The following is an 18,673-nucleotide window of genomic DNA, read 5'->3' on the forward strand; positions in this document are numbered from 1 at the left end:
AACATGCGGAAGGGCCCGCGCCGGGAGTCCGGTGCGGGCCCTTCCGTCGTGCTGCCGGGTGTCAGCCCTGGACGACGTTCAGGTTGAACTTGGCGGTCACCTCGGGGTGCAGCTTGATGCTGACCGGGTAGGAGCCGATCGACTTGATGTGACCGGGCAGCTCCAGCCGGCGGCGGTCCAGAGCCGGACCGCCGGCCGCCTTGACGGCGTCGACGACCTCGGCCGGGGTGACCGAGCCGAAGAGCCGGCCGCCGTCGCCGGCGCGGGCCTTCAGGTTGACCTTCAGACCCTCGATCTGGGCCTTGACCTCGTTGGCGTGGCCGAGGTCGCGGATCTCCCGGGCCGAGCGGGCCCGCTTGATGACCGTGACCTGCTTCTCCGCGCCCTTGGTCCAGGCGATCGCGAAGCCCTGCGGCAGCAGGTAGTTACGGCCGTAGCCGTTCTTCACCTCGACGATGTCGCCCGGGGCACCGAGGCCCGACACCTCCTGCGTAAGGATGATCTTCATGTCGGTGCCTCCTCTCAGCGGGTCGTGGCCGTGTACGGCAGGAGCGCCATCTCGCGGGCGTTCTTGACCGCACGGGCGATCTGCCGCTGCTGCTGCGAGGTCACGCCGGTCACCCGCCGAGCGCGGATCTTGCCGCGGTCGGAGATGAACTTGCGCAGCAGCGCGGTGTCCTTGTAATCGATGTAGGTGATCCCGTCCTTGTCGAGCGGGTTCACCTTCTTCTTCGGCTTGCGCAGTGCCGCAGCCTTGGCCATTGCTCTTGCTCCTGGTTTGCGATCGCGGGCGCTCGGCGCCATCAGAACGGGGGCTCCTCGTCGAAGTTTCCGCCGCCCGAACCACCGCGCGAGGGAGCTGGGGCAGCCGAGGCCCAGGGGTCGTCGAAGTTGCCTCCGCCGCCCTGGCCACCACCACCACCGAAGCCGCCACCGCCGCCGGAGCGGGACATCTTCTGCACCTTCGCCGTGGCGTAGCGCAGCGACGGGCCGATCTCGTCGACCTCCAGCTCGATGACGGTGCGCTTCTCACCCTCACGGGTCTCGTACGACCGCTGACGCAGCCGGCCGGACACGATCACCCGGGCGCCGCGCTGCAGCGACTCGGCGACGTTCTCGGCGGCCTGCCGCCAGACCGTGCACGAGAGGAACAGCGGCTCGCCGTCCTTCCACTCGCCGGACGCCTTGTCCAAGAACCGGGGCGTCGAGGCGACCCGGAACTTGGCGACGGCCGCCCCGGAGGGGGTGAACCGCAACTCGGGGTCATCGGTCAGGTTGCCGATGACCGTGATGGTGGTGTCTCCTGCCATGACCATCTCCTCGCGCACTCATCTTCGTGCCCTACAGGCTCTCAGAGCCCTCTGACACCCTCGATGAGGCTTGATCCGGACGTGCCGGGGCGAATGCTCAGCGCATCTCCGGCCGAATGACCTTGGTGCGCAGCACCGACTCGTTGAGTCGGAGCTGACGGTCCAGCTCGGCCACCGCCTCCGGCGTCGCCTGGAGGTCGATGACGGCGTAGATGCCCTCGGCCTTCTTGTTGATCTCGTACGCGAGGCGCCGGCGGCCCCACACGTCGGTCTTCTCCACCGAGCCACCCGCGGTCCGGATCACGTTCAGGTACGTGTCGAGCGACGGGGCGACGGTGCGCTCCTCGAGGCTGGGGTCGAGGATCACCATGATCTCGTAATGACGCAAGACGTGCTCACCTCCTGTGGGCTAAGCGGCCACGGTCCTTCCGTGGCAGGAGGTCGTGCGTCGTGGCCCGTGGCCGGACCGGGGGAACCCGGCCGGACGCGGACAACCGGACCAGGATACCCGGTCGGAACGATCATGCCCGGGCCGGTCGTACGGGGGTTCCGGGACGCGGCGACAGGGGCCCACCTCCGGCCGCGAGTGCCGGAGGCGGACCCCTGTCCACGGGGCCGCGGGGCGTCCCGTCCGCATTCCTTGGGTGGGACCTGGGGAGGAACGACCACACCGATGAGGTTGGATCGAGGACGCCCCGCGGAGCTTTATCGTGTTGTCACCTGGTCTGACCATACAACCGGTCTCGTCACTTGTAGGGGGGATTGGAAGAATTTGCCCCGGCTGTCCTGGCGTCCAGCCGGCCGGTGTGACGAGGCGGATCCCGCCCCGTCGTGCCGGGCCGCACGGCGGGGCGTCCCGTTTCCGGGGGCCTCCCCTGCATCCGGACGCCTGTGGACCGCGCCCGGGTGGAGCGTCGACCATCGATCCCACCTCGGACAACGACCGCCCGGCCGGCTGGTGACGCTGCCCGCTCCGCCGCCGTACCCGGGTTGGACGACGACGCCGGACCCCGGCATCCGCGCGGTCTCCCCGCTCGTCAGAAGCGCGACGTAGGCTGCCCTGCATGCGAATCGGAGCCCACGTCGATCCGACCGACCCACTGGCCGAGGCGGCTGCCCGGGACGCCGAGGCCGTGCAGTTCTTCCTCTCCGATCCCCAGGGATGGAAGGCCCCGAAGGATCGGGAGGACGCCGAGCGGCTACGCGCCGCTGACCTCGACCTCTTCGTACACGCGCCGTACGTCATCAACGTGGCCACGCGGAACAACCGGATCCGCATCCCAAGCCGGAAGCTGCTCCTCGGCCACGCGACCGCCGCGGCCGCCATCGGGGCCAAGGGGCTGATCGTGCACGGCGGCCACGTCAACGCCGGGGACGACGTCGCCGTCGGCTTCGACAACTGGCGCAAGACCTTCGCGTACGCGGCGGAGTCCGGCGGCTTCCCACTCCCGGTCCTGATCGAGAACACCGCCGGCGGCGACAACGCCTGTGCCCGGCGCCTCGACGCGCTGGCCCGGCTCTGGGACGCGCTCGGCGACTACGAGGTGGGCTTCTGCCTCGACACCTGCCACGCCCACGCCGGTGGCGAGGAGCTGCTGGGCCTGGTGGACCGGGTCAAGGCGATCACCGGCCGGATCGACCTGATCCACGCGAACAACTCCAAGGGCGCCTTCAACTCGGGCCAGGACCGGCACGACAACCTCGACGGCGGGACCATCGACCCGGAGCTGTTGGTGGCGGCGATCCGGGCAGCCGGCGCGCCGGTCATTGTGGAGACTCCGGGCGGCGTCGAGGGGCAGGCGGCGGACATCGCCTTCCTGCGCCGGCAGCTCGGTGCCGGAGCGTCGGCGGCATGACGACCGAGCAGTCCGACGCCACCGGCGGCACCGGGTCGGCCGGAGGGTTCTCCGCCGGCAGCCCGCAGCCGCCCGGCGACGACGCTCGACCGGCCGGGCGGTCGACCGACGGCGACGCGCAGCCGTCCGGCGGCACCGGCCAGACCGGTGCCGACACGATCGCCACGAAGACCGGCCCGGACGATCCCGGCGCCGCCGACAAGCCCGCGGAGCCCGGGCGGGACGGTGCCGCCGAAGGGCACGACAGGACCGCCGAGAGCGGGGCCGGGACCGCCGGCGAGGCCAGCGAGAAGGACGCCGCCACCGCGGATACGGAGCCGGCCGATCGCTGGTCCGCGTTCGGCCCCGCCCCGGATCCCGTGCTCACCCGCCCGCGCCGGGCGGTCCGCGCAGTGGGCCGGTTCCTGATCCACGAGTGGACCCTGGCCACCGTCGCCTCGCTGGTGCTGGCCGTGCTGATGACCTGGCCCACCCTGCGCTACCCGCGTTACACGCTGCCGCAGGACTACCTGGACCCGAGCCTCCAATCCTGGCAGATGGCCTGGTCCGGGCACATCCTGCGGACCGACCCCGGGCAGCTCTGGCACTCGAACACGTTCTTCCCCGAGCCGTGGAGCTTCGCCTTCTCGGACACCCTCCTCGGATACGCGCCGGCCGGGCTGCTCGGCGACGGCCCCGTGGACGCCGTGCTGCGCTACAACATCATGTTCGTGCTGGCGCACGCGCTCGCCACGCTCGGGGCGTACGCGTTGGCGCGGCAGCTCGGCGCGGGGCGGATCGGCGCGGCGGTGGCCGGGGTGGCCTACGCGTACGCGCCCTGGCTGCTGGCCCAGGCCGGGCACCTGCACGTCATCTCCAACGGCGGCATCCCGCTGGCGCTGGCGATGCTCGCCCGGGGCCACGGCTGGTCCCTCCGCCACGGCTACCGGCCCCGGCGGCGCCACGCCGGCTGGGCGTTCGCCGGTTGGCTGGTGGCGGCGTGGCAGCTCAGCCTCGGCTTCGGCATCGGGCTGCCGTTCGCGTACCTGCTGGCCGGCGTCGTGTTGGTCTCGGCCGTCATCTGGTTCGCCCGGCGCTGGGTGGTAAGGCCCGTGAAGCGTCCCTTCGGCGGCCGGCTGCTCCTCGCCGACGTGCTCGGTGGGGTGCTCTTCGCCGCGGTGGGCGCGCTGCTGGCGGTGCCGTACTTCAAGGTCGCCGAGCTGCACCCGAACGCGGAGCGGACGCTCAACGACATCAACTTCTACTCGCCCCCGGCCCTCGCCTTCTTCACCGCCCCGGCGGAGTCGCGGATCTGGGGTGGGTTGCACGAGGGCGCGCGCGCCGCGCTGCCCTGGCACCCGGAGATGACCCTGCTGCCGGGCTTCGCGCTGTACGCCCTGGCGGCGGGCGGGCTCTTCTTCTCGGTGTGGCGGGTCCGTCACCGGATCCTCCTGCTCGCCGGGGTGCTGGCGACGGTGGCCCTGTCCATGGGCACCCGGCTTCTCGACGGCCGGTTCACCTACGTGCCGCTCTTCGACTACCTGCCGGGCTGGAGCGGGCTGCGTACGCCGGGTCGGTTGATGCTCTGGACCACGCTGCTGCTCGGCCTGCTCGCCGCCGGCGCCGTCACCGCGTTCTGCGCCCGGGTACGCGAACTCGCCGCCGAGCGGATTCCGTCGTGGCCCGGCCCGTGGCTGCGGCTGGCCACCCTGCTGCCGCTGCTCCTGGTCGTCGTGGAAGGGCTGAACAGCACGCCGCACCCGGTGGTGCCGCAGCAGCCACCGGTGATGCGGACGGTCGACGGCCCGATGCTGGTCCTGCCCAGCAGCCAGGCGTTGGACCAGCCGGTGATGCTCTGGTCGACCAGCCGGTTCCAGGACGTGGTCAACGGCGGCAGCGGTTTCACCCCGACGAGCCAGGCCCGGGTACGCGACGCCAGCATCCGGTTCCCCGATCCGTTCAGCGTCGACTACCTGCGTCAACTCGGCGTGAAGACCGTGGTCGTGCTGCCCGGCCGGCTCGACAACACCCCGTGGGAGGGCATCCTCGACCGCCCGGTCGACGGCCTGGGTGTCACCCGCGAGGAGGTCGACGACGCGGTGGTCTACCGGCTCTGAGCCGTCGAACTCGCCGACCGGACAGCACCGCCCCGGCCGGATGGCCGGGGCGGCGGTCCACCCGGATGCAGCCCTCATCAACCGGCCACCGTTCCGGCGTGGTGCAGCCGGATCGGGCCGCGGTCGATGACGCCACGGTGATGCCGGCCAGCACCATCTCCTCCATCTGCTGCGGCGCACCGCTGCGCCGCCGTACTTCTGGAGGAAGTTGGCATGAACCTCGGATCATCCGTCGGCAGGGGGCTGGCCCGCGTGCTGACCGCAGCCGTCGTGCTGCTCACCAGCATCACCGGCGTGGGCGTCGGCGCGGCCAACGCGGCTCCCTCCGCTGAAGGGAACTCGTCGGCGGTCGCCGTGGTGGACGCCGCCGGCGTCCAGCGGACCCTGCGGAACCCCGATGTGGTCAGCGCCCTCGGCGATGCCGACCAGGCGGTGTTCGTCGACTCGTCCACGATGGCCACCTACGGCTGCCGGTCGCTCTGTGAGGGCAAGAACCCGCAAACCTTCAGGGTCTTCTACGACGACTGCATCGACTGCTTCTACAAGTGCGCCGACGACGCCATCACGCCCAAGCTGTCGGACGGTTACGTCTACACGGTGTCCAACCCCGTGGGTAGCGTCTCCCTGCGGTACAGCCCGCGGTGCCGCACGGCGTGGGCAAGGACCACCGGCAGCGACGAGGCGTTCAAGGTGGTCAGCAGGTACGCCGGTGGCAGTGTCCGCAAGACGATTGAGACGAACTCCCCGGACGTCTGGACCCTGATGGTGGACGACGCCGGTTACGAGGCGCAGGCCTGCTTCTGGCCAAACGGTCCGTACACCGGCTGGACGTGCACCCGCTGGTACTGAGTCGCCGCGGGGGTGCGGGCTGATCCGCCCGCACCCCCGTCTGTCGGACCGCTCAGCAGGTTGACTCCGGCCTGCTCGACGGCCGGAGCCGATCACCAGCTCCGGCCCTTTCGCCCTCCTCGCTAGCATCGAGAATGGACTATGCTCGGCGCGATCCGTCAGGGTCAGGTCACAGCACAGCCACGGGGGCAGTTTTGGAGTTCCAGTTTCTGGGTCCATTGACCATGAGGTCCGGCAATTCCTCCATCTACCTCTCCGGGGAGCGCAGCCGACGGCTGCTCGCCGGTCTGGTCATCGACGCCAACCGAACCGTAAGCATCGCTCGACTGATAGACATCGTCTGGGGCGACAACCCACCGGCCACCGCTCGCCAACAGATCCAGAACCGGTTGGGCCGGCTCCGCTCGCTGCTGACATGTGACGGCTCCGGCCAGCAGATCGTCCGGCACGGTGACTGCTACACGCTGGAGGTGACCGAGGAGCGGGTTGACGGTCTCCGATTCCGACGGCTCTGCGCGGAGGCGGGCATCGCCCGCCAGCACGGTGAGATGACGCGGGCGGCGACCCTGCTACGTCAGGGGCTGATGTTGTGGCGCGGTAATGCCATGCAGGACGTCCACTCCACCATGCTGCAGGCCGACGCGGCCCACTGGGAGGAGTCCCGCCTCCGCGCCATCGAGATGCTCGTGGAGATCGAGTTCGAGCGCGGCAACTCGGTGGGCTCGGTCCCGGAGCTCCAGTCCTGGGCCGCATTGCACCCGTACCACGAGGGGCTGCACATGCGGCTCGCTGAGGCACTGCACCATGCCTGCCGGACCGCCGAATCCCTGGCCGTCATCCGTGACCTCCGGAGCCGCCTGGACGGCGAGTTGGGCATACCGCCCGGGCCCGCGGTGCACGAACTCGAACGCCGGATCATCGCCGACCAGAGGACGGCTTCTCCGCGGCCTCCGTCGATCCAGATGAACCGCCAGACCGCTGAGGCCCTGCACCGCGCGCTCACCGAGACGACGAAAGTGCTCCAACTCCTCGGCCGCGCCCTCGAGTAACAACGCGGGAGTCCTGGTGGGTCAGTGGGTCTCCCACGACCCCGAACCCACCAGGACCCGTGCTCTCGCCCGGCCGGGCGGCACTCCCGGTCGCGCTCACACGGCCGCGGCCTCCACCGGGGTACGGCTCGGCTTCGTGCGCTGCCGCCAGCGGACGTACCAGGGGGCATCCTCGGTGCCGTCGAGGACTCCGCCGTCCGGATCGTCCGCGTACGTGGTGCGCACCGCGTCCTCTTCCGGCCGCAGGATGTCCCGGATCACGAAGCCGCAGAGCACCACCACCGTGATCAGGCGCAGGCTGGACGCCAGCACGAAGACTCCCTCGGGGAAGACCGGTTTGCCGGTGGCCGAACCGAGCAGTTCCCCGTAGAAGGCGACGAAGTAGCAGACCTCGGCGATCTGCCAGGCCAGGAACGCACCCCAGCGCGGCCGGGCGAGCACGGCGAGCGGGAGCAGCCAGAGCACGAACTGCTGGGACCAGACCTTGCTGAAGATCAGGAAGGCGGCGACCACCAGGAAGCCGAGCTGCGCGAGCCGGGGCCGGCGCCGGGCGAACAACGCCAGTGCGGCCACGCCGAGGCACGCCAGCCCGAAGAGCAGGTACGACACCCAGTTGAGGGTGGGAATGTTGGCGTTCAGCCACTCGAACGGCCCCAGCTCACCGGGTTGCGACGGGCTGATCTTGCCGTCGAGGTAGCGGCCGATGTACCAGAGGGTGCCCCAGTCGATCGGCCGGGTGGTGTTCAGGTCGAAGAACCGCTCCCAGTTGTCCCGGTACGGGATCGCCACCGGCAGGTTGACCGCGACCAGCGCCACCAGCCCCGCTGCGGTGGCGGTGAGCGCGGCGCGCAGCCGACCGGCGCGTAGCCCGAGCACCAGGATCGGGCCGAGCAGGAACAGCGGCCACAGCTTCGCCGCCCCGGCCAGGCCGATCAGGACCCCGGCCAACACCGGACGGCGACGTGCCCAGGCCAGCAGCCCGAACGCGGCCAGCCCGACGGCGAGCAGGTCCCAGTTGACGGTGGCGGTGAGCAGCAGGGCCGGCGCGAGCGCGAACATCGCCGCGTCCCAGGGTCGTCGGCGGCGCAGGCTGAGGATGACCGCGACGGTGGCGACGGCGAGCGCGCTGAGCACCAGGGCGTTCAGGTTGTAGAACCACCGCCCCTGGTTGATGCCGGGGTTGTCCACGCCGAGGGCGTGCACCGGCAGGCCGAGCGCTCCCATGAAGTAGCCGGTCAGCACCGGGTACTCCACCGGGTGGTCGACGTAGGGCACCTTGCCCTCGTTGAGGCCTTCGGCGTAGTAGAGCGCCAACACGTCGCTGTAGCACATCCGGGTGTACTGCACGTTGTTCTGCCAGGCACCGTCCTGGCAGGGCGACTTCTGCACCCAGTGCAGCGCGAGCGTCAGGCACACCAGGGCCAGCACGATCCTGGCCGCGGTCCAGAACCGGCCCTCCCGGCCGGCCGGCCGGTCGAGGGCGACCGCATGATCGCCAAGCGGGCCACCGATCAGCTCGGAGGCACCGCGGACGAAGCCGTCCGAGCGGGACGGGTGGTCGATTGGACCACTGTCGTCGATGCCTGGCGTCGACTGGATGCTCATGGAAAGGCATCCTGCCCTATCTCGGACCCGCCGACGAGATCTATCGACAGAGGACATCGATGTCCCAGCAGGCACGCAAGATCCAGAACGGGGTCCTTCTCTCCCCGAATTGACGCCGACGGCGGCCGGACCAGTGGTCCGGCCGCCGTCGTCAGCCCTGCCGTCAGTACGTCTGGCGTGGCGGTGTGCTGGGCAGGAGGCCACCACCGCGACCGCCGCCGCCCGGGCCCCACGGGAAGCCGTTCCCGTTGCCGTTCCCGTTCCCGTTGCCGTTCCCGTTGCCGTTCGGGTCGTTGCCGCCGTTCTCCGGGCAGAAGAGGCCGAGGTTGTCGCAGACCGGCCCGTCGTTCGGCGGCGGCGGTGCCTCGCCGTTTCCGCCATCGTCCTTACCGACGTGCGCGGCGGGCGGGAAGTCCTCCTTCTTCTTGCCCTTGAGCGCGTCGTTCATGAACCGCTGGAAGATGGCGCCGGGCATGCCGGCACCGCTGATCTTCGTCTTGCCGTCCTTCATCAGGAGCGCCTTGCGGGCGCTCTTGTTGCCGACCCAGACGGCGGTGGCGAGCTGCGGCGTGTATCCGATCATCCAGGCGTCGCCGTTGGCCAGCGGGTCCTTCGGATCGCCGAGCTCCCAGGTACCGGTCTTCTCGGCGGCCTTCCGGCCGTCGGCGAGCCGGCGGTTCACCTGCGCCGGGTACTTCTGCAGCACTGAGGTCACATCGGCCACGACATCCTTTCGGATGCGCTGCTCGCCCTTGGTCTTCGGGCCACCCTTGGTGACCCACTTGCCGGTGCTGATGTCCTGCTTCTCGACCTTCTTGACGAAGTGGGCCTTGTGGTAGACGCCCTCGTTGGCGAAGGTGGCGACGCCGTTGGCATGGTCCAGCACGGTGACGGGATACTTACCGAAGCCGACGTTGTAGTAGAACGGCTCCGGGGCCACCTCCGACGCCTTCATCTTGGTGAGATCGTATGGCGTGGGCGGCTCGGTGTCGTTCCGCCACATCGTCGAGATGCCCGCACGCTTGGCCAGGTCGACGACCTTTGCCGGGTGGATCTGCTCGGTGACGTACCAGAACGGCACATTCAGTGAGAGCAGGGTCGACTTCTCCAGCGTGCAGGAGTCGTGGCAGGACGGATCGTCTTTGCCCGCGTTGCTGATCTTGTCCTTGATGCCCTCCGGCTTGAACGCCTTTCCCTTCCAGCGCGACTCGATAGAGTGGCCGGCTTCCAGCGCCGCCGCCAGGGTGTAGATCTTGAAACTCGAACCCGGAGAATGGCCACCGGTGAGGACGCCGTCCTCGACGTTCTTGCCGGCGAAGTCGTGGAAGGTGCCGTTGTCACCGCCGTAGTAGGCGCGTACCTCACCGTTGCTCGGGTCGATCGCCACCACGGCGGCCATCAGATTGTCGCGTTGACCGTTGAGCTCGGAGCCCTTCCGGGCCCGCTGGGCCGCATCGAGCGCCGCTTCCTGCATCTTGGTGTCGATGGTGGTGGTGATCCGGTAGCCGCCCCGGCTCAGCGCCTTGGAACAGAGCGGCTTGTCCTGCGTGGCCTCGGCCTCGTTGTCGGTGCAGAGCTTCAGCTCGCGCAACTCCTGCGAGACGTAATTGACCACGTTGCCGTAGGGCGTGTCGAGGCCGAAGCCTCCGGCGTTGCCCTTGGTGGGCTTCTGGAGCGTCTTCGTCGGGTACTCGGTGGGGTGCTCGGGCATATTGGGCGCGTCGAGCCACTTCTCGCTGATCATGTTCTGGATGACGTAGTTCCAGCGCTCCAGCGCGGGTTGCGGGTTGATCGCCGGGTCGTAGCCCTTGTGGGCGGCGCTCGGCTCCGGCTGCTTGATCAGCGCGGCGAGCACCGCGCCCTCCGCCACGGTCAGCTTCGACACGTCCTTCTTGAAGTACGTCTGCGACGCCGCCTGGATGCCGTACGCGCCCCGGCCGAAATAGATCACGTTCAGGTAGTGCTGCATGATCGTCGGCTTGTCGTACCGGTCGTTCAGCTTGGAGGCGAGGATCGCCTCCTTCACCTTGCGCCCGTACGTGTCCTGGTCGAGGTTGTCGAACGCGTTGCGGGCGTACTGCTGGGTGATGGTGGAGGCACCCTGCTTGTCGCCACCGGTGAGGTTGTTCCACGCGGCCCGGGCGATGCCCTTGTAGTCCACGCCGGAGTGCCGGTAGAAGTTCTTGTCCTCGGCGGCGGCCACCGCGTGCTGCACGAACTCGGGAATCTGAGCGATGGTGACGAACTGCCGGTTCTCCTCACCGACCTTGGCGATGGTCTTGCCGTCCTGAGAAAGGATCGACGTGGACAACGGTGGCACGGTGTCCTGGGGCAGGATGACGTTCGTCGAGTAGTAGGTGAAGCCGACGACGCCGATGCCGGCGAGCATGATGAAGACGGCGAAGCCGGCGATCAGGATGTTGAACCGGCGGCGCTTCTTCGCCCGGGCCCGCGCGGCCGGGTCGTCACCGCGGCCACTCCGGCCGCCCCGGCCGGGGCCACCCGGCCCGCCGGGGCCACCGCCGGCCCCGCCCACACCGGCCCGAGCCACCGCGGCCCGGCCGCCGACGGACGCCGAGCCGACGCCCGCCCGCCCGGCCGCGCCCACGCTGGCCGCGCCGACCGTGGCGCGCCCGGACGGGGCACCCGGGGACACCGGCACCGAGGCGCGGCCCGCACCGGCCCGGCCGGAGGCGCCGCCGGGTGCCGGCGAGACCGGCACCGAGGCCCGGCCTCCCGCACCGGCCCGACCCACCGAGGCCGAGCCGGAGGCGCCGCGTGGTGCCGGGGCCGTGCCGCCGACCGAGGCGCGTCCGCCGGACGCGGAGCCCGGTGGAGTCACCGAGGCGCGGGCCGAGGAGCCGCCTCCCGACCCTGATGACCAGCCGCTTCCGTGTGTGCGTCCGCCCTGATCGGGGCCGCCGTTCGGGCCCGGGATCTGGGCCCGCCCACGCGAAGAACTGGGATCGCCGTAGTTCATTCCTCACACCCTGCCGGTCGCGGTGGGGCGCGGGGGCGCCGCCACCGGGTTGCCGTGAGCTGGAACACGAGACGCCACTCCCCAGGCATGCCAGGGCGCAGCCGTCGAATCCGAGCTAATCGGACCAATCAGACGCAATGACTGTGGGTCGTCCCGCCCGTACGTCGGGCCGGGGCCGACCGGCACAGCCAAATTCACCGTTGCGCCTCTCGCCTTCGACGAGGGGCAGAACCCGCGGGCGCGGACGAACCGCTCACCGCCTCCTGCTCCGACCCGTCATCCACGCCACCGGCCAGCCCGTCCCGGCCGAGCAGGTACTGCTCGACGAGATGGTTCCAGTCGCAGCCGGGGCACACCTCCACCACGAAGACCTGGAACTCACGCAGCGTCATCGCCAGGACCGACAACTCGGCCCTGGTACGCGCCTGGCCGGCGGCCTGCTTGAGCTCGTCACCGTAAATGTAGTGGACGTGCACGAGGTTCGCGCTGCGGCAGATCGGGCAGCGCTCCTCGGTGGGTTCGCCGTGGAACCGAGCTGCGTTCTTCAGGTACGGGGAGGCGTCGCAGACGTCGTACCTGCCAACCCGGGAGGCGAGAAGGTCACGCAGCACCGCTCGCTTCTGGAGCGAGTAGTCGACGATCTGGCGCTGCGTACGCATGCGGCAAAGGGTACGCGGTCCGGCCGGAGGAGGCGACCACCGTCACGATCCGTGACGACAAAACCGCGTAGCCGAAAGTTTGCCCTGATCATTCGTCTCCGCTAACGTGCGATGTATCGGTCCGATACATCGCGGCGGTTACGCCTCCGCGCGGGGGGTAAGAAGGGGTGGTCCGTGCTCGAGCTCGCCATCCTCGGCCTCCTGCAGGAGGCTCCGATGCACGGCTACGAGCTGCGCAAGGAGTTGGCCGCCAAGCTCGGCGCCATCCGGGCGGCGATCAGCTACGGCTCGCTCTACCCGACGCTGCGCCGGTTGCAGGCGGCGGGATGGATCACCGAGGCCGCCGAGACGCCCGCGACCGCCGAGGAGGTTCCCGCGCTGACCAGCCGGCGCGGTCGGGTGGTCTACACCATTACCGCGGAGGGCAAGGAGCGCTTCGCCCAGCTGATAGCGCAGGCTGGGCCCGAGACGTACGACGACACGGGCTTCGGCGTGCACTTCGCGTTCTTCGCCCGGACCGACCAGGCCACCCGGCTACGGATCCTGGAAGGTCGTCGTCGCAGGATCGAGGAACGTCGCGAAGGCCTTCGTGACGTGCTCGGCCGCGCTGCCGAGCGACTCGACGCGTACACCCTGGAGCTGCAGCGCCACGGCCTGGAGGCATGTGAGCGCGAGGTCCGCTGGCTGGAGGAGCTCATCGCCAACGAGCGCTCCGGCCGAGCCCCGACGGTCCCGCAACCCGGGACAGCCGGCGGCCGACGAGAAAACGAAAGCCCGCCCCCGCCTGGAGAGTCCAGGACAGAGCGGCCGTGATGAAGAAGAAGGAGGCAGACGCTATGGGCTCCGTCCGCGTCGCCATCGTCGGTGTGGGTAACTGCGCCTCGTCCCTCGTGCAGGGTGTGGAGTACTACCGGAACGCCGACCCGACCGACCGCGTCCCGGGTCTCATGCACGTCACCTTCGGCGACTACCACGTCTCCGACGTGAAGTTCGTCGCGGCGTTCGACGTGGACGCCAAGAAGGTGGGCATGGACCTCGCCGAGGCGATCGTCGCCAGCGAGAACAACACCATCAAGCTGTGCGACGTGCCGCCGACCGGCGTCACCGTGCAGCGCGGCCCGACCTTCGACGGTCTCGGCCAGTACTACCGCGAGATCATCGAGGAGTCGGACGTCGAGCCGGTCGACGTGGCCCAGGCGCTGCGCGACGCCCAGGTCGACGTGGTCGTCTCCTACCTGCCGGTCGGTTCCGAGCAGGCCGACAAGTTCTACGCCCAGGCCGCGATCGACGCCGGCTGCGCGTTCGTGAACGCCCTGCCGGTCTTCATCGCCTCCGACCCGGAGTGGGCGAAGAAGTTCGAGGACGCGGGTCTGCCGATCGTCGGCGACGACATCAAGAGCCAGGTGGGCGCCACCATCGTGCACCGCGCCCTGGCCAAGCTCTTCGAGGACCGCGGGGTCGAGCTGCTGCGCACGTACCAGCTCAACTTCGGCGGCAACATGGACTTCATGAACATGCTGGAGCGCAACCGCCTGGTCTCGAAGAAGATCTCGAAGACCCAGTCGGTGACCTCCCAGATCCCGCACGAGATGGCCAAGAGCGACGTGCACATCGGCCCGTCGGACCACGTGCCGTGGCTCGACGACCGCAAGTGGGCGTACATCCGCCTGGAGGGCCGCTCCTTCGGTGACACCCCGCTCAACGCCGAGCTCAAGCTCGAGGTGTGGGACTCGCCGAACTCGGCCGGTGTCATCATCGACGCCGTCCGCGCCGCGAAGATCGCGCTGGACCGGAAGATCGGCGGCCCGATCCTCTCCGCCTCCTCGTACTTCATGAAGTCCCCGCCCGTGCAGTACGCCGACCACGACGCGCACGCCGCCGTCGAGGCGTTCATCAAGGGCGAGGTCGAGCGCTGACGCGCTGACCACCAGCACCGCCGAGGGCCGGGTCCGCACGGACCCGGCCCTCGCGCGTTCCGGCCAGCATCCCCCGGCGTACGTCAGGACCAGGCGCGCTGGAACGCCACGCGGGCCTCCAGCTCCAGCAGGGTCACCTTGCGCGGCAGCCCGCCACCGAACCCGACCAGCTTGCCGCCGGCGCCGACGATCCGGTGACAGGGCACGATCACCGGCACCGGGTTCCGGTTGCAGGCCACCCCGACCGCCCGGGCCCCGCCCGGGTCGCCCACCGCGGTCGCCACCTCGCCGTAGGTGCGCGTCTCCCCGTACGGGATGAGGGTCATCTCCCGCCACACCGCACGCTCGAACTCCGACCCCCGCGGCGCCACCACCGGCACGGTGAACTCGGTCAGCTCACCGGCGAAGTACGCCCGCAGCTCGGCGAGCGCGCGAGCGGCGAGCTCGTCGCCGGGCTCGTCGGTCGCCGACTCCACCCGGCCGAAGTGCGCCCCGCGGACGGCCTCGCCGTCGGTGGCGACGGAGAACTCCCCGATCGGTGAGTCGAGCACGGTCCAACGCATGCCAACCATTCTGCCCGCGCACGACATCGTCCATGTCCCAGGTGGGAGCGCCCTCGATCCATGAGGTCGTGGCCTCGAAGCAACGGGGATGCCACTGGTTCCCAGGATCAGGCCCGATCCCGCGGGGCTGCGGTTGACCGGCCGGGCGCTGAGCGACCGCGCAGCCGACGGTTTGCACGACGTCTATATCGTGCAGGTCGTGGCCACCGGGACGCTCATTTTCCTGATCATCGGCGGGGTCGGTGTCGGTGTGCTGGCGCTCGCCCTGCTTGGCGCCGAGGTGTTCAGCTTCGGCCATCCGGACGTCGACGGACCCGTGTCGCTGGAGGCGGCCGCCGGGTTCGCCGGGGCGTTCGGCTTCGGCGCCGCCATCGTCAACGAACTGCTCGGCGGGGGTACCCCCGGGATGATCGCGGCGGCGGTGGCCGGCGGTGTGCTCGCCGCCGTGCCCACCGCGTGGCTCGCGACCCGGCTCGGCCGGGCGGCCCGCAACATGCGCACGGACGCCACACCAACCCGGAACCATTTGGTCGGCGCGGTCGGCCTGGTGGTGACGCCGGTCCCCGCCGACGGCTACGGCGAGGTCCGAATACGCCTAGCCGGCCAGCCGGTCAAACTCAACGCCCGCGCCGACAACCCGATCCCGGTCGGTGCCCAGATCTTCGTGGTCGAGGCGCTCAGCGAGACCAGCGTGCACGTCGAAACCTACTGATTCCCCCAGCAAGAACGGAACTGCCATGCCCCTGCTCGTCGCCATCGGCGGCGCGGTCCTCCTCGCCGTCATTCTCATCCTCTTCGTGCTCTCCCGGATCAAGGTGGCCGGCCCGAACCAGGCGTTCATCGTCACCGGCCGCAAGGGCCGGACCACCCAGACCGCCGACGGTGGGCGTTCCACCGACATGTCCGGGCAGAAGGTCGTGCTCGGTGCGTCGGTCTTCGTCCTGCCGGTGGTGCAGAAGCTCCAGACTCTCGACCTGTCCAGCCGCCGGATCGATGTCGGCATCAAGGGCGCGGTGAGCAAGCAGGGCATCCGTACCGACCTGCACGGCGTCGCGATCGTCAAGGTCGGTGGCACCGAGGACGCGATCCGAGCCGCCGCCCAGCGCTTCCTCAACCAGCAGGAGGAGATCGACAACTTCACCCGTGAGGTGCTGGCCGGCGCGCTCCGCTCGATCGTCGGGCGACTCACCGTCGAGGAGATCATCCGGGACCGGGCGGCGTTCGCCAGCGCGGTGGCCGAGGAGGCCGAGCACTCGATGACCAACCAGGGCCTGGTGCTGGACACCTTCCAGCTCCAGGACATCCTGGCCGAGGGGTCCTACCTGCAGGACCTGGGTCGGCCGGAGGCGGCCCGGGTACTCAAGGACGCGGCCATCGCCGAGGCCCGGGCCCGGCAGGCGGCCGAACAGGAACGGCTGCTCGCCGAAGAGGCGATCGCCGAGGCGAACCGGAACCTCTCCCTCAAGCAGGCGGCCATCCAGGCGGAGATCGACGCGGCCAAGGCGAAGTCGGCGGCGGCCGGCCCGCTCGCCCAGGCCGAGCGGGACCAGGCGATCCTCTCCGAGCAGCAGAAGGTGGCCGAGCGGAACGCCGAGCTGAAGCAGCGCCAGCTCGACACCGAGGTGCGCAAGCCGGCCGACGCGGCCCGGTACAAGGTCGAGCAGGAGGCCGAGGCGGCCCGCAACGCGGCGGTGCTCAACGCGGACGCGCAGCGCCAGGCGACCATCGCCGCCGCCCAGGCCGCCGCCGAGCAGGCCCGGCTGACCGGTGAGGGCGAGCGGGCCCGGCGGGCCGCGCTGGCCGAGGCGAACGCGATCGAGGGTGCCAAGGAGGGTGAGGCGGAGCAGCGCCGGCGCTCCGCGATCGCCGAGGCGGTCGAGCGCGAGGGCCAGGCCGAGGCCGCGGCCATCCTGGCCAAGGGGCAGGCCGAGGCCGACGCGATGGCCCGCAAGGCCGAGGCGTTCGCCGCGTACGGCGAGGCCGCGGTGCTGGACCTGCTGGTCAAGGTGCTGCCGCAGGTGGTCGAGGCGGCCAGCGCGCCGATCGGCGCGATCGACAAGATGACGGTCATCTCCACCGATGGCGCGTCGTCGCTGACGAAGTCGGTGGCCGGCAACGTGGCCCAGGGTCTTCAGCTCGGCAGCGACCTCACCGGCATCGACCTGGCCGGGCTGCTCGCCAAGCTGGGCAGCGCCCACACCAACGGCAAGGCGGCGGTGGAGTCGGCCGACGCCTAAGGGTGTTCGTTAGGAAGGGCTCCCGGTAGAACGCGACGCGTTAACAGGGGGCCCTTTCTCACATCTGGTCGCGGGCCCAGCGCAGCAGCTCCGCCTCTGCCTCATCGCGGCTCAACGGGCCGCGCTCCAGGCGCAGCTCCTTGAGGTACTGCCAGGCCCTCCCCACCACCGGACCCGGTGGTACGCCGAGCAGCTCCATGATCGCGTTGCCGTCGAGGTCGGGGCGGACCCGGGCCAGATCCTCCTCGGCGGCGATCCGGGCGATCCGCTCCTCCAGCGCGTCGTAGTCGGCCGCGAGCAGGGCCGCCTTGCGCCGGTTGCGGGTGGTGCAGTCGGAACGGGTGAGCTTGTGCAGGCGGGACAGCAGGTCGCCGGCATCGGTGACGTACCGGCGCACCGCCGAGTCGGTCCACTCGCCCCGCCCGTACCCGTAGAAGCGCAGGTGCAGGTTGACCAGCTTGACCACCTGGGCGGTGACGTCCTTGGGATAGCGCAGGGCCTTCATCCGGGCCTTGGTCAGCCGGGCGCCGACCACCTCGTGGTGGTGGAAGCTGACCCGGCCGTCCGGGCCGACCGCCTTGGTCGCCGGCTTGCCGACGTCGTGCATCAACGCGGCCATCCGGAGCACGAAGTCGCAGCCGTCCTCTTCCATGGACATCGCGTTGCTGACCACGGTCAGGGTGTGCTCGTAGACGTCCTTGTGCTGGGCGTGCTCGTCGATCTCCAGCTTGAGCCCGGTCAGCTCGGGAAGGAAGCGTTCGGCCAGCCCGGTGTCGACCAGCAGCCGCAGCCCGGTGATCGGGTCCACGCCGCAGAGCAGCTTGGTGAACTCGTCCCGGATCCGCTCGGCGGTGATCCGGTCCAGGTCGGCGGCCATCCGGGTCATCGCCTCACGGACGTCCGGGTGCACCGCGAACCGGAGCTGGGCGGCGAACCGGGCCGCGCGCAGCATCCGCAGCGGGTCGTCGCCGAACGACTCCCGGGGCGTGCCCGGGGTACGGATGATCTTGGCAGCCAGGTCGGCCAGGCCACCGTACGGATCCGTGAAGCGGTGTCCAGGGACGCTGACCGCCATCGCGTTGACGGTGAAGTCCCGGCGCTTGAGGTCGTCGACCAGGCTGGTGCCGTACTCGACGATCGGATTCCGGCTGACCTGGTCGTACGCCTCGGCACGGAAGGTGGTGATCTCCAGCCGGAGCCCCTCGCGCTGGCAGCCGATGGTGCCGAACTCCCGGCCGGTCTCCCAGATCGCCTCCGCCCAGCCCTTGACGATGGCGAGCGTCTGGTCCGGGTGGGCGTCGGTGCAGAAGTCGAGGTCCTCGCCGAGGCGGCCGAGCAGCGCGTCGCGTACCGAGCCACCGACCAGGTGCAGTTCGTGACCGGCCCGGGCGAAGCGCCGGCCCAACTCATCGGCGACGGGCGAGACGCGGAGCAGCTCGGCGACGGCGTTGCGCTGCGCTGCGGTCAGCTCGCGACGGTCGGCGGCGTGGGAGGCGGAGGCTTCGGACATGGGATCGCCAGCCTATCGGGCCGGGGCGGGAACTACTGCGCCG

17 protein-coding genes are annotated in these 18,673 nt (G+C 70.2%); 8 read left to right on the plus strand and 9 right to left on the minus strand.

Annotated features, from left to right (window positions below):
* Positions 1–61: 61 nt before the first annotated feature.
* The 4 genes from rplI to rpsF all read right to left on the minus strand — a co-directional run bounded on the left by rplI (position 62) and on the right by rpsF (position 1,698).
* Positions 62–508 (minus strand): 50S ribosomal protein L9, encoded by a 447-nt coding sequence (gene rplI, locus GA0070604_RS30945; protein ID WP_091126622.1) that lies wholly within the window; start codon positions 506–508, stop codon positions 62–64.
* A 14-nt stretch (positions 509–522) separates the two neighbouring features.
* Positions 523–762 (minus strand): 30S ribosomal protein S18, encoded by a 240-nt coding sequence (gene rpsR / locus GA0070604_RS30950; RefSeq protein WP_013289355.1) that lies wholly within the window; start codon positions 760–762, stop codon positions 523–525.
* A gap of 41 nt (positions 763–803) precedes the next feature.
* Positions 804–1,328 carry a single-stranded DNA-binding protein gene (locus GA0070604_RS30955; RefSeq protein ID WP_208602201.1) on the minus strand — a complete coding sequence of 175 codons (525 nt, stop codon included), beginning with the start codon at positions 1,326–1,328 and terminating at the stop codon, positions 804–806.
* Between the two features lie 79 nt (positions 1,329–1,407).
* Complete coding sequence (gene rpsF / locus GA0070604_RS30960; RefSeq protein ID WP_089004747.1) at positions 1,408–1,698, minus strand: 30S ribosomal protein S6; 291 nt, start codon at positions 1,696–1,698, stop codon at positions 1,408–1,410.
* Between the two features lie 676 nt (positions 1,699–2,374).
* Between rpsF and GA0070604_RS30965 the strand changes: the two genes are divergently transcribed.
* The 4 genes from GA0070604_RS30965 (at position 2,375) to GA0070604_RS30980 (ending at position 7,160) form a co-directional block, all read left to right on the plus strand.
* Positions 2,375–3,166 carry a deoxyribonuclease IV gene (locus GA0070604_RS30965; protein ID WP_091126624.1) on the plus strand — a complete coding sequence of 264 codons (792 nt, stop codon included), beginning with the start codon at positions 2,375–2,377 and terminating at the stop codon, positions 3,164–3,166.
* Positions 3,163–5,262, plus strand: coding sequence for a hypothetical protein (locus tag GA0070604_RS30970; RefSeq protein ID WP_244162133.1), 2,100 nt, complete (start codon positions 3,163–3,165; stop codon positions 5,260–5,262). The genes GA0070604_RS30965 and GA0070604_RS30970 overlap by 4 nt, the downstream gene beginning before the upstream one ends.
* Positions 5,263–5,475: 213 nt before the next feature.
* Positions 5,476–6,111, plus strand: a complete 636-nt coding sequence (locus GA0070604_RS30975; RefSeq protein WP_091126627.1) for a DUF2690 domain-containing protein — start codon at positions 5,476–5,478, stop codon at positions 6,109–6,111.
* Positions 6,112–6,335: 224 nt separating this feature from the next.
* The gene (locus GA0070604_RS30980; protein WP_167363602.1) at positions 6,336–7,160 is read left to right on the plus strand and encodes an AfsR/SARP family transcriptional regulator; all 825 of its coding nucleotides are present in this window, start codon (positions 6,336–6,338) and stop codon (positions 7,158–7,160) included.
* 96 nt (positions 7,161–7,256) lie between these two features.
* Here GA0070604_RS30980 and GA0070604_RS30985 read toward each other — a convergent pair whose 3' ends face one another.
* The 3 genes from GA0070604_RS30985 to GA0070604_RS30995 all read right to left on the minus strand — a co-directional run bounded on the left by GA0070604_RS30985 (position 7,257) and on the right by GA0070604_RS30995 (position 12,404).
* Positions 7,257–8,765 carry a glycosyltransferase family 87 protein gene (locus tag GA0070604_RS30985; RefSeq protein ID WP_091126633.1) on the minus strand — a complete coding sequence of 503 codons (1,509 nt, stop codon included), beginning with the start codon at positions 8,763–8,765 and terminating at the stop codon, positions 7,257–7,259.
* A 163-nt stretch (positions 8,766–8,928) separates the two neighbouring features.
* Positions 8,929–11,487: a transglycosylase domain-containing protein gene (locus tag GA0070604_RS30990; protein WP_482194128.1), complete on the minus strand. Its 2,559-nt coding sequence runs from the start codon at positions 11,485–11,487 to the stop codon at positions 8,929–8,931.
* A 452-nt stretch (positions 11,488–11,939) separates the two neighbouring features.
* Positions 11,940–12,404 carry a DUF5318 domain-containing protein gene (locus GA0070604_RS30995; RefSeq protein WP_091126638.1) on the minus strand — a complete coding sequence of 155 codons (465 nt, stop codon included), beginning with the start codon at positions 12,402–12,404 and terminating at the stop codon, positions 11,940–11,942.
* A gap of 174 nt (positions 12,405–12,578) precedes the next feature.
* On the opposite strand from GA0070604_RS30995, the gene GA0070604_RS31000 reads away from it, so the two are divergent.
* Together GA0070604_RS31000 and GA0070604_RS31005 are read left to right on the plus strand one after the other, a co-directional pair.
* Positions 12,579–13,217, plus strand: a complete 639-nt coding sequence (locus tag GA0070604_RS31000) for a PadR family transcriptional regulator (protein WP_091126640.1) — start codon at positions 12,579–12,581, stop codon at positions 13,215–13,217.
* A 23-nt stretch (positions 13,218–13,240) separates the two neighbouring features.
* Positions 13,241–14,320 (plus strand): inositol-3-phosphate synthase, encoded by a 1,080-nt coding sequence (locus tag GA0070604_RS31005; protein WP_091126642.1) that lies wholly within the window; start codon positions 13,241–13,243, stop codon positions 14,318–14,320.
* An 83-nt stretch (positions 14,321–14,403) separates the two neighbouring features.
* On the opposite strand, the gene GA0070604_RS31010 is transcribed toward GA0070604_RS31005, so the two are convergent.
* Positions 14,404–14,883: a methylated-DNA--[protein]-cysteine S-methyltransferase gene (locus tag GA0070604_RS31010; protein WP_091126644.1), complete on the minus strand. Its 480-nt coding sequence runs from the start codon at positions 14,881–14,883 to the stop codon at positions 14,404–14,406.
* Positions 14,884–15,073: 190 nt separating this feature from the next.
* Between GA0070604_RS31010 and GA0070604_RS31015 the strand changes: the two genes are divergently transcribed.
* Positions 15,074–15,595, plus strand: a complete 522-nt coding sequence (locus GA0070604_RS31015) for a hypothetical protein (RefSeq protein ID WP_208602373.1) — start codon at positions 15,074–15,076, stop codon at positions 15,593–15,595.
* 25 nt (positions 15,596–15,620) lie between these two features.
* A complete protein-coding gene (locus tag GA0070604_RS31020; protein ID WP_091126647.1) occupies positions 15,621–17,120 on the plus strand; it encodes a flotillin family protein in 1,500 nt (499 codons plus the stop codon).
* Positions 17,121–17,178: 58 nt separating this feature from the next.
* Here GA0070604_RS31020 and GA0070604_RS31025 read toward each other — a convergent pair whose 3' ends face one another.
* Positions 17,179–18,630, minus strand: a complete 1,452-nt coding sequence (locus GA0070604_RS31025) for a CCA tRNA nucleotidyltransferase (RefSeq protein WP_091126648.1) — start codon at positions 18,628–18,630, stop codon at positions 17,179–17,181.
* Positions 18,631–18,673: the final 43 nt, after the last annotated feature.

The sequence above is a fragment of the Micromonospora eburnea genome (assembly GCF_900090225.1).
Classification (GTDB): Bacteria; Actinomycetota; Actinomycetes; order Mycobacteriales; family Micromonosporaceae; genus Micromonospora; species Micromonospora eburnea.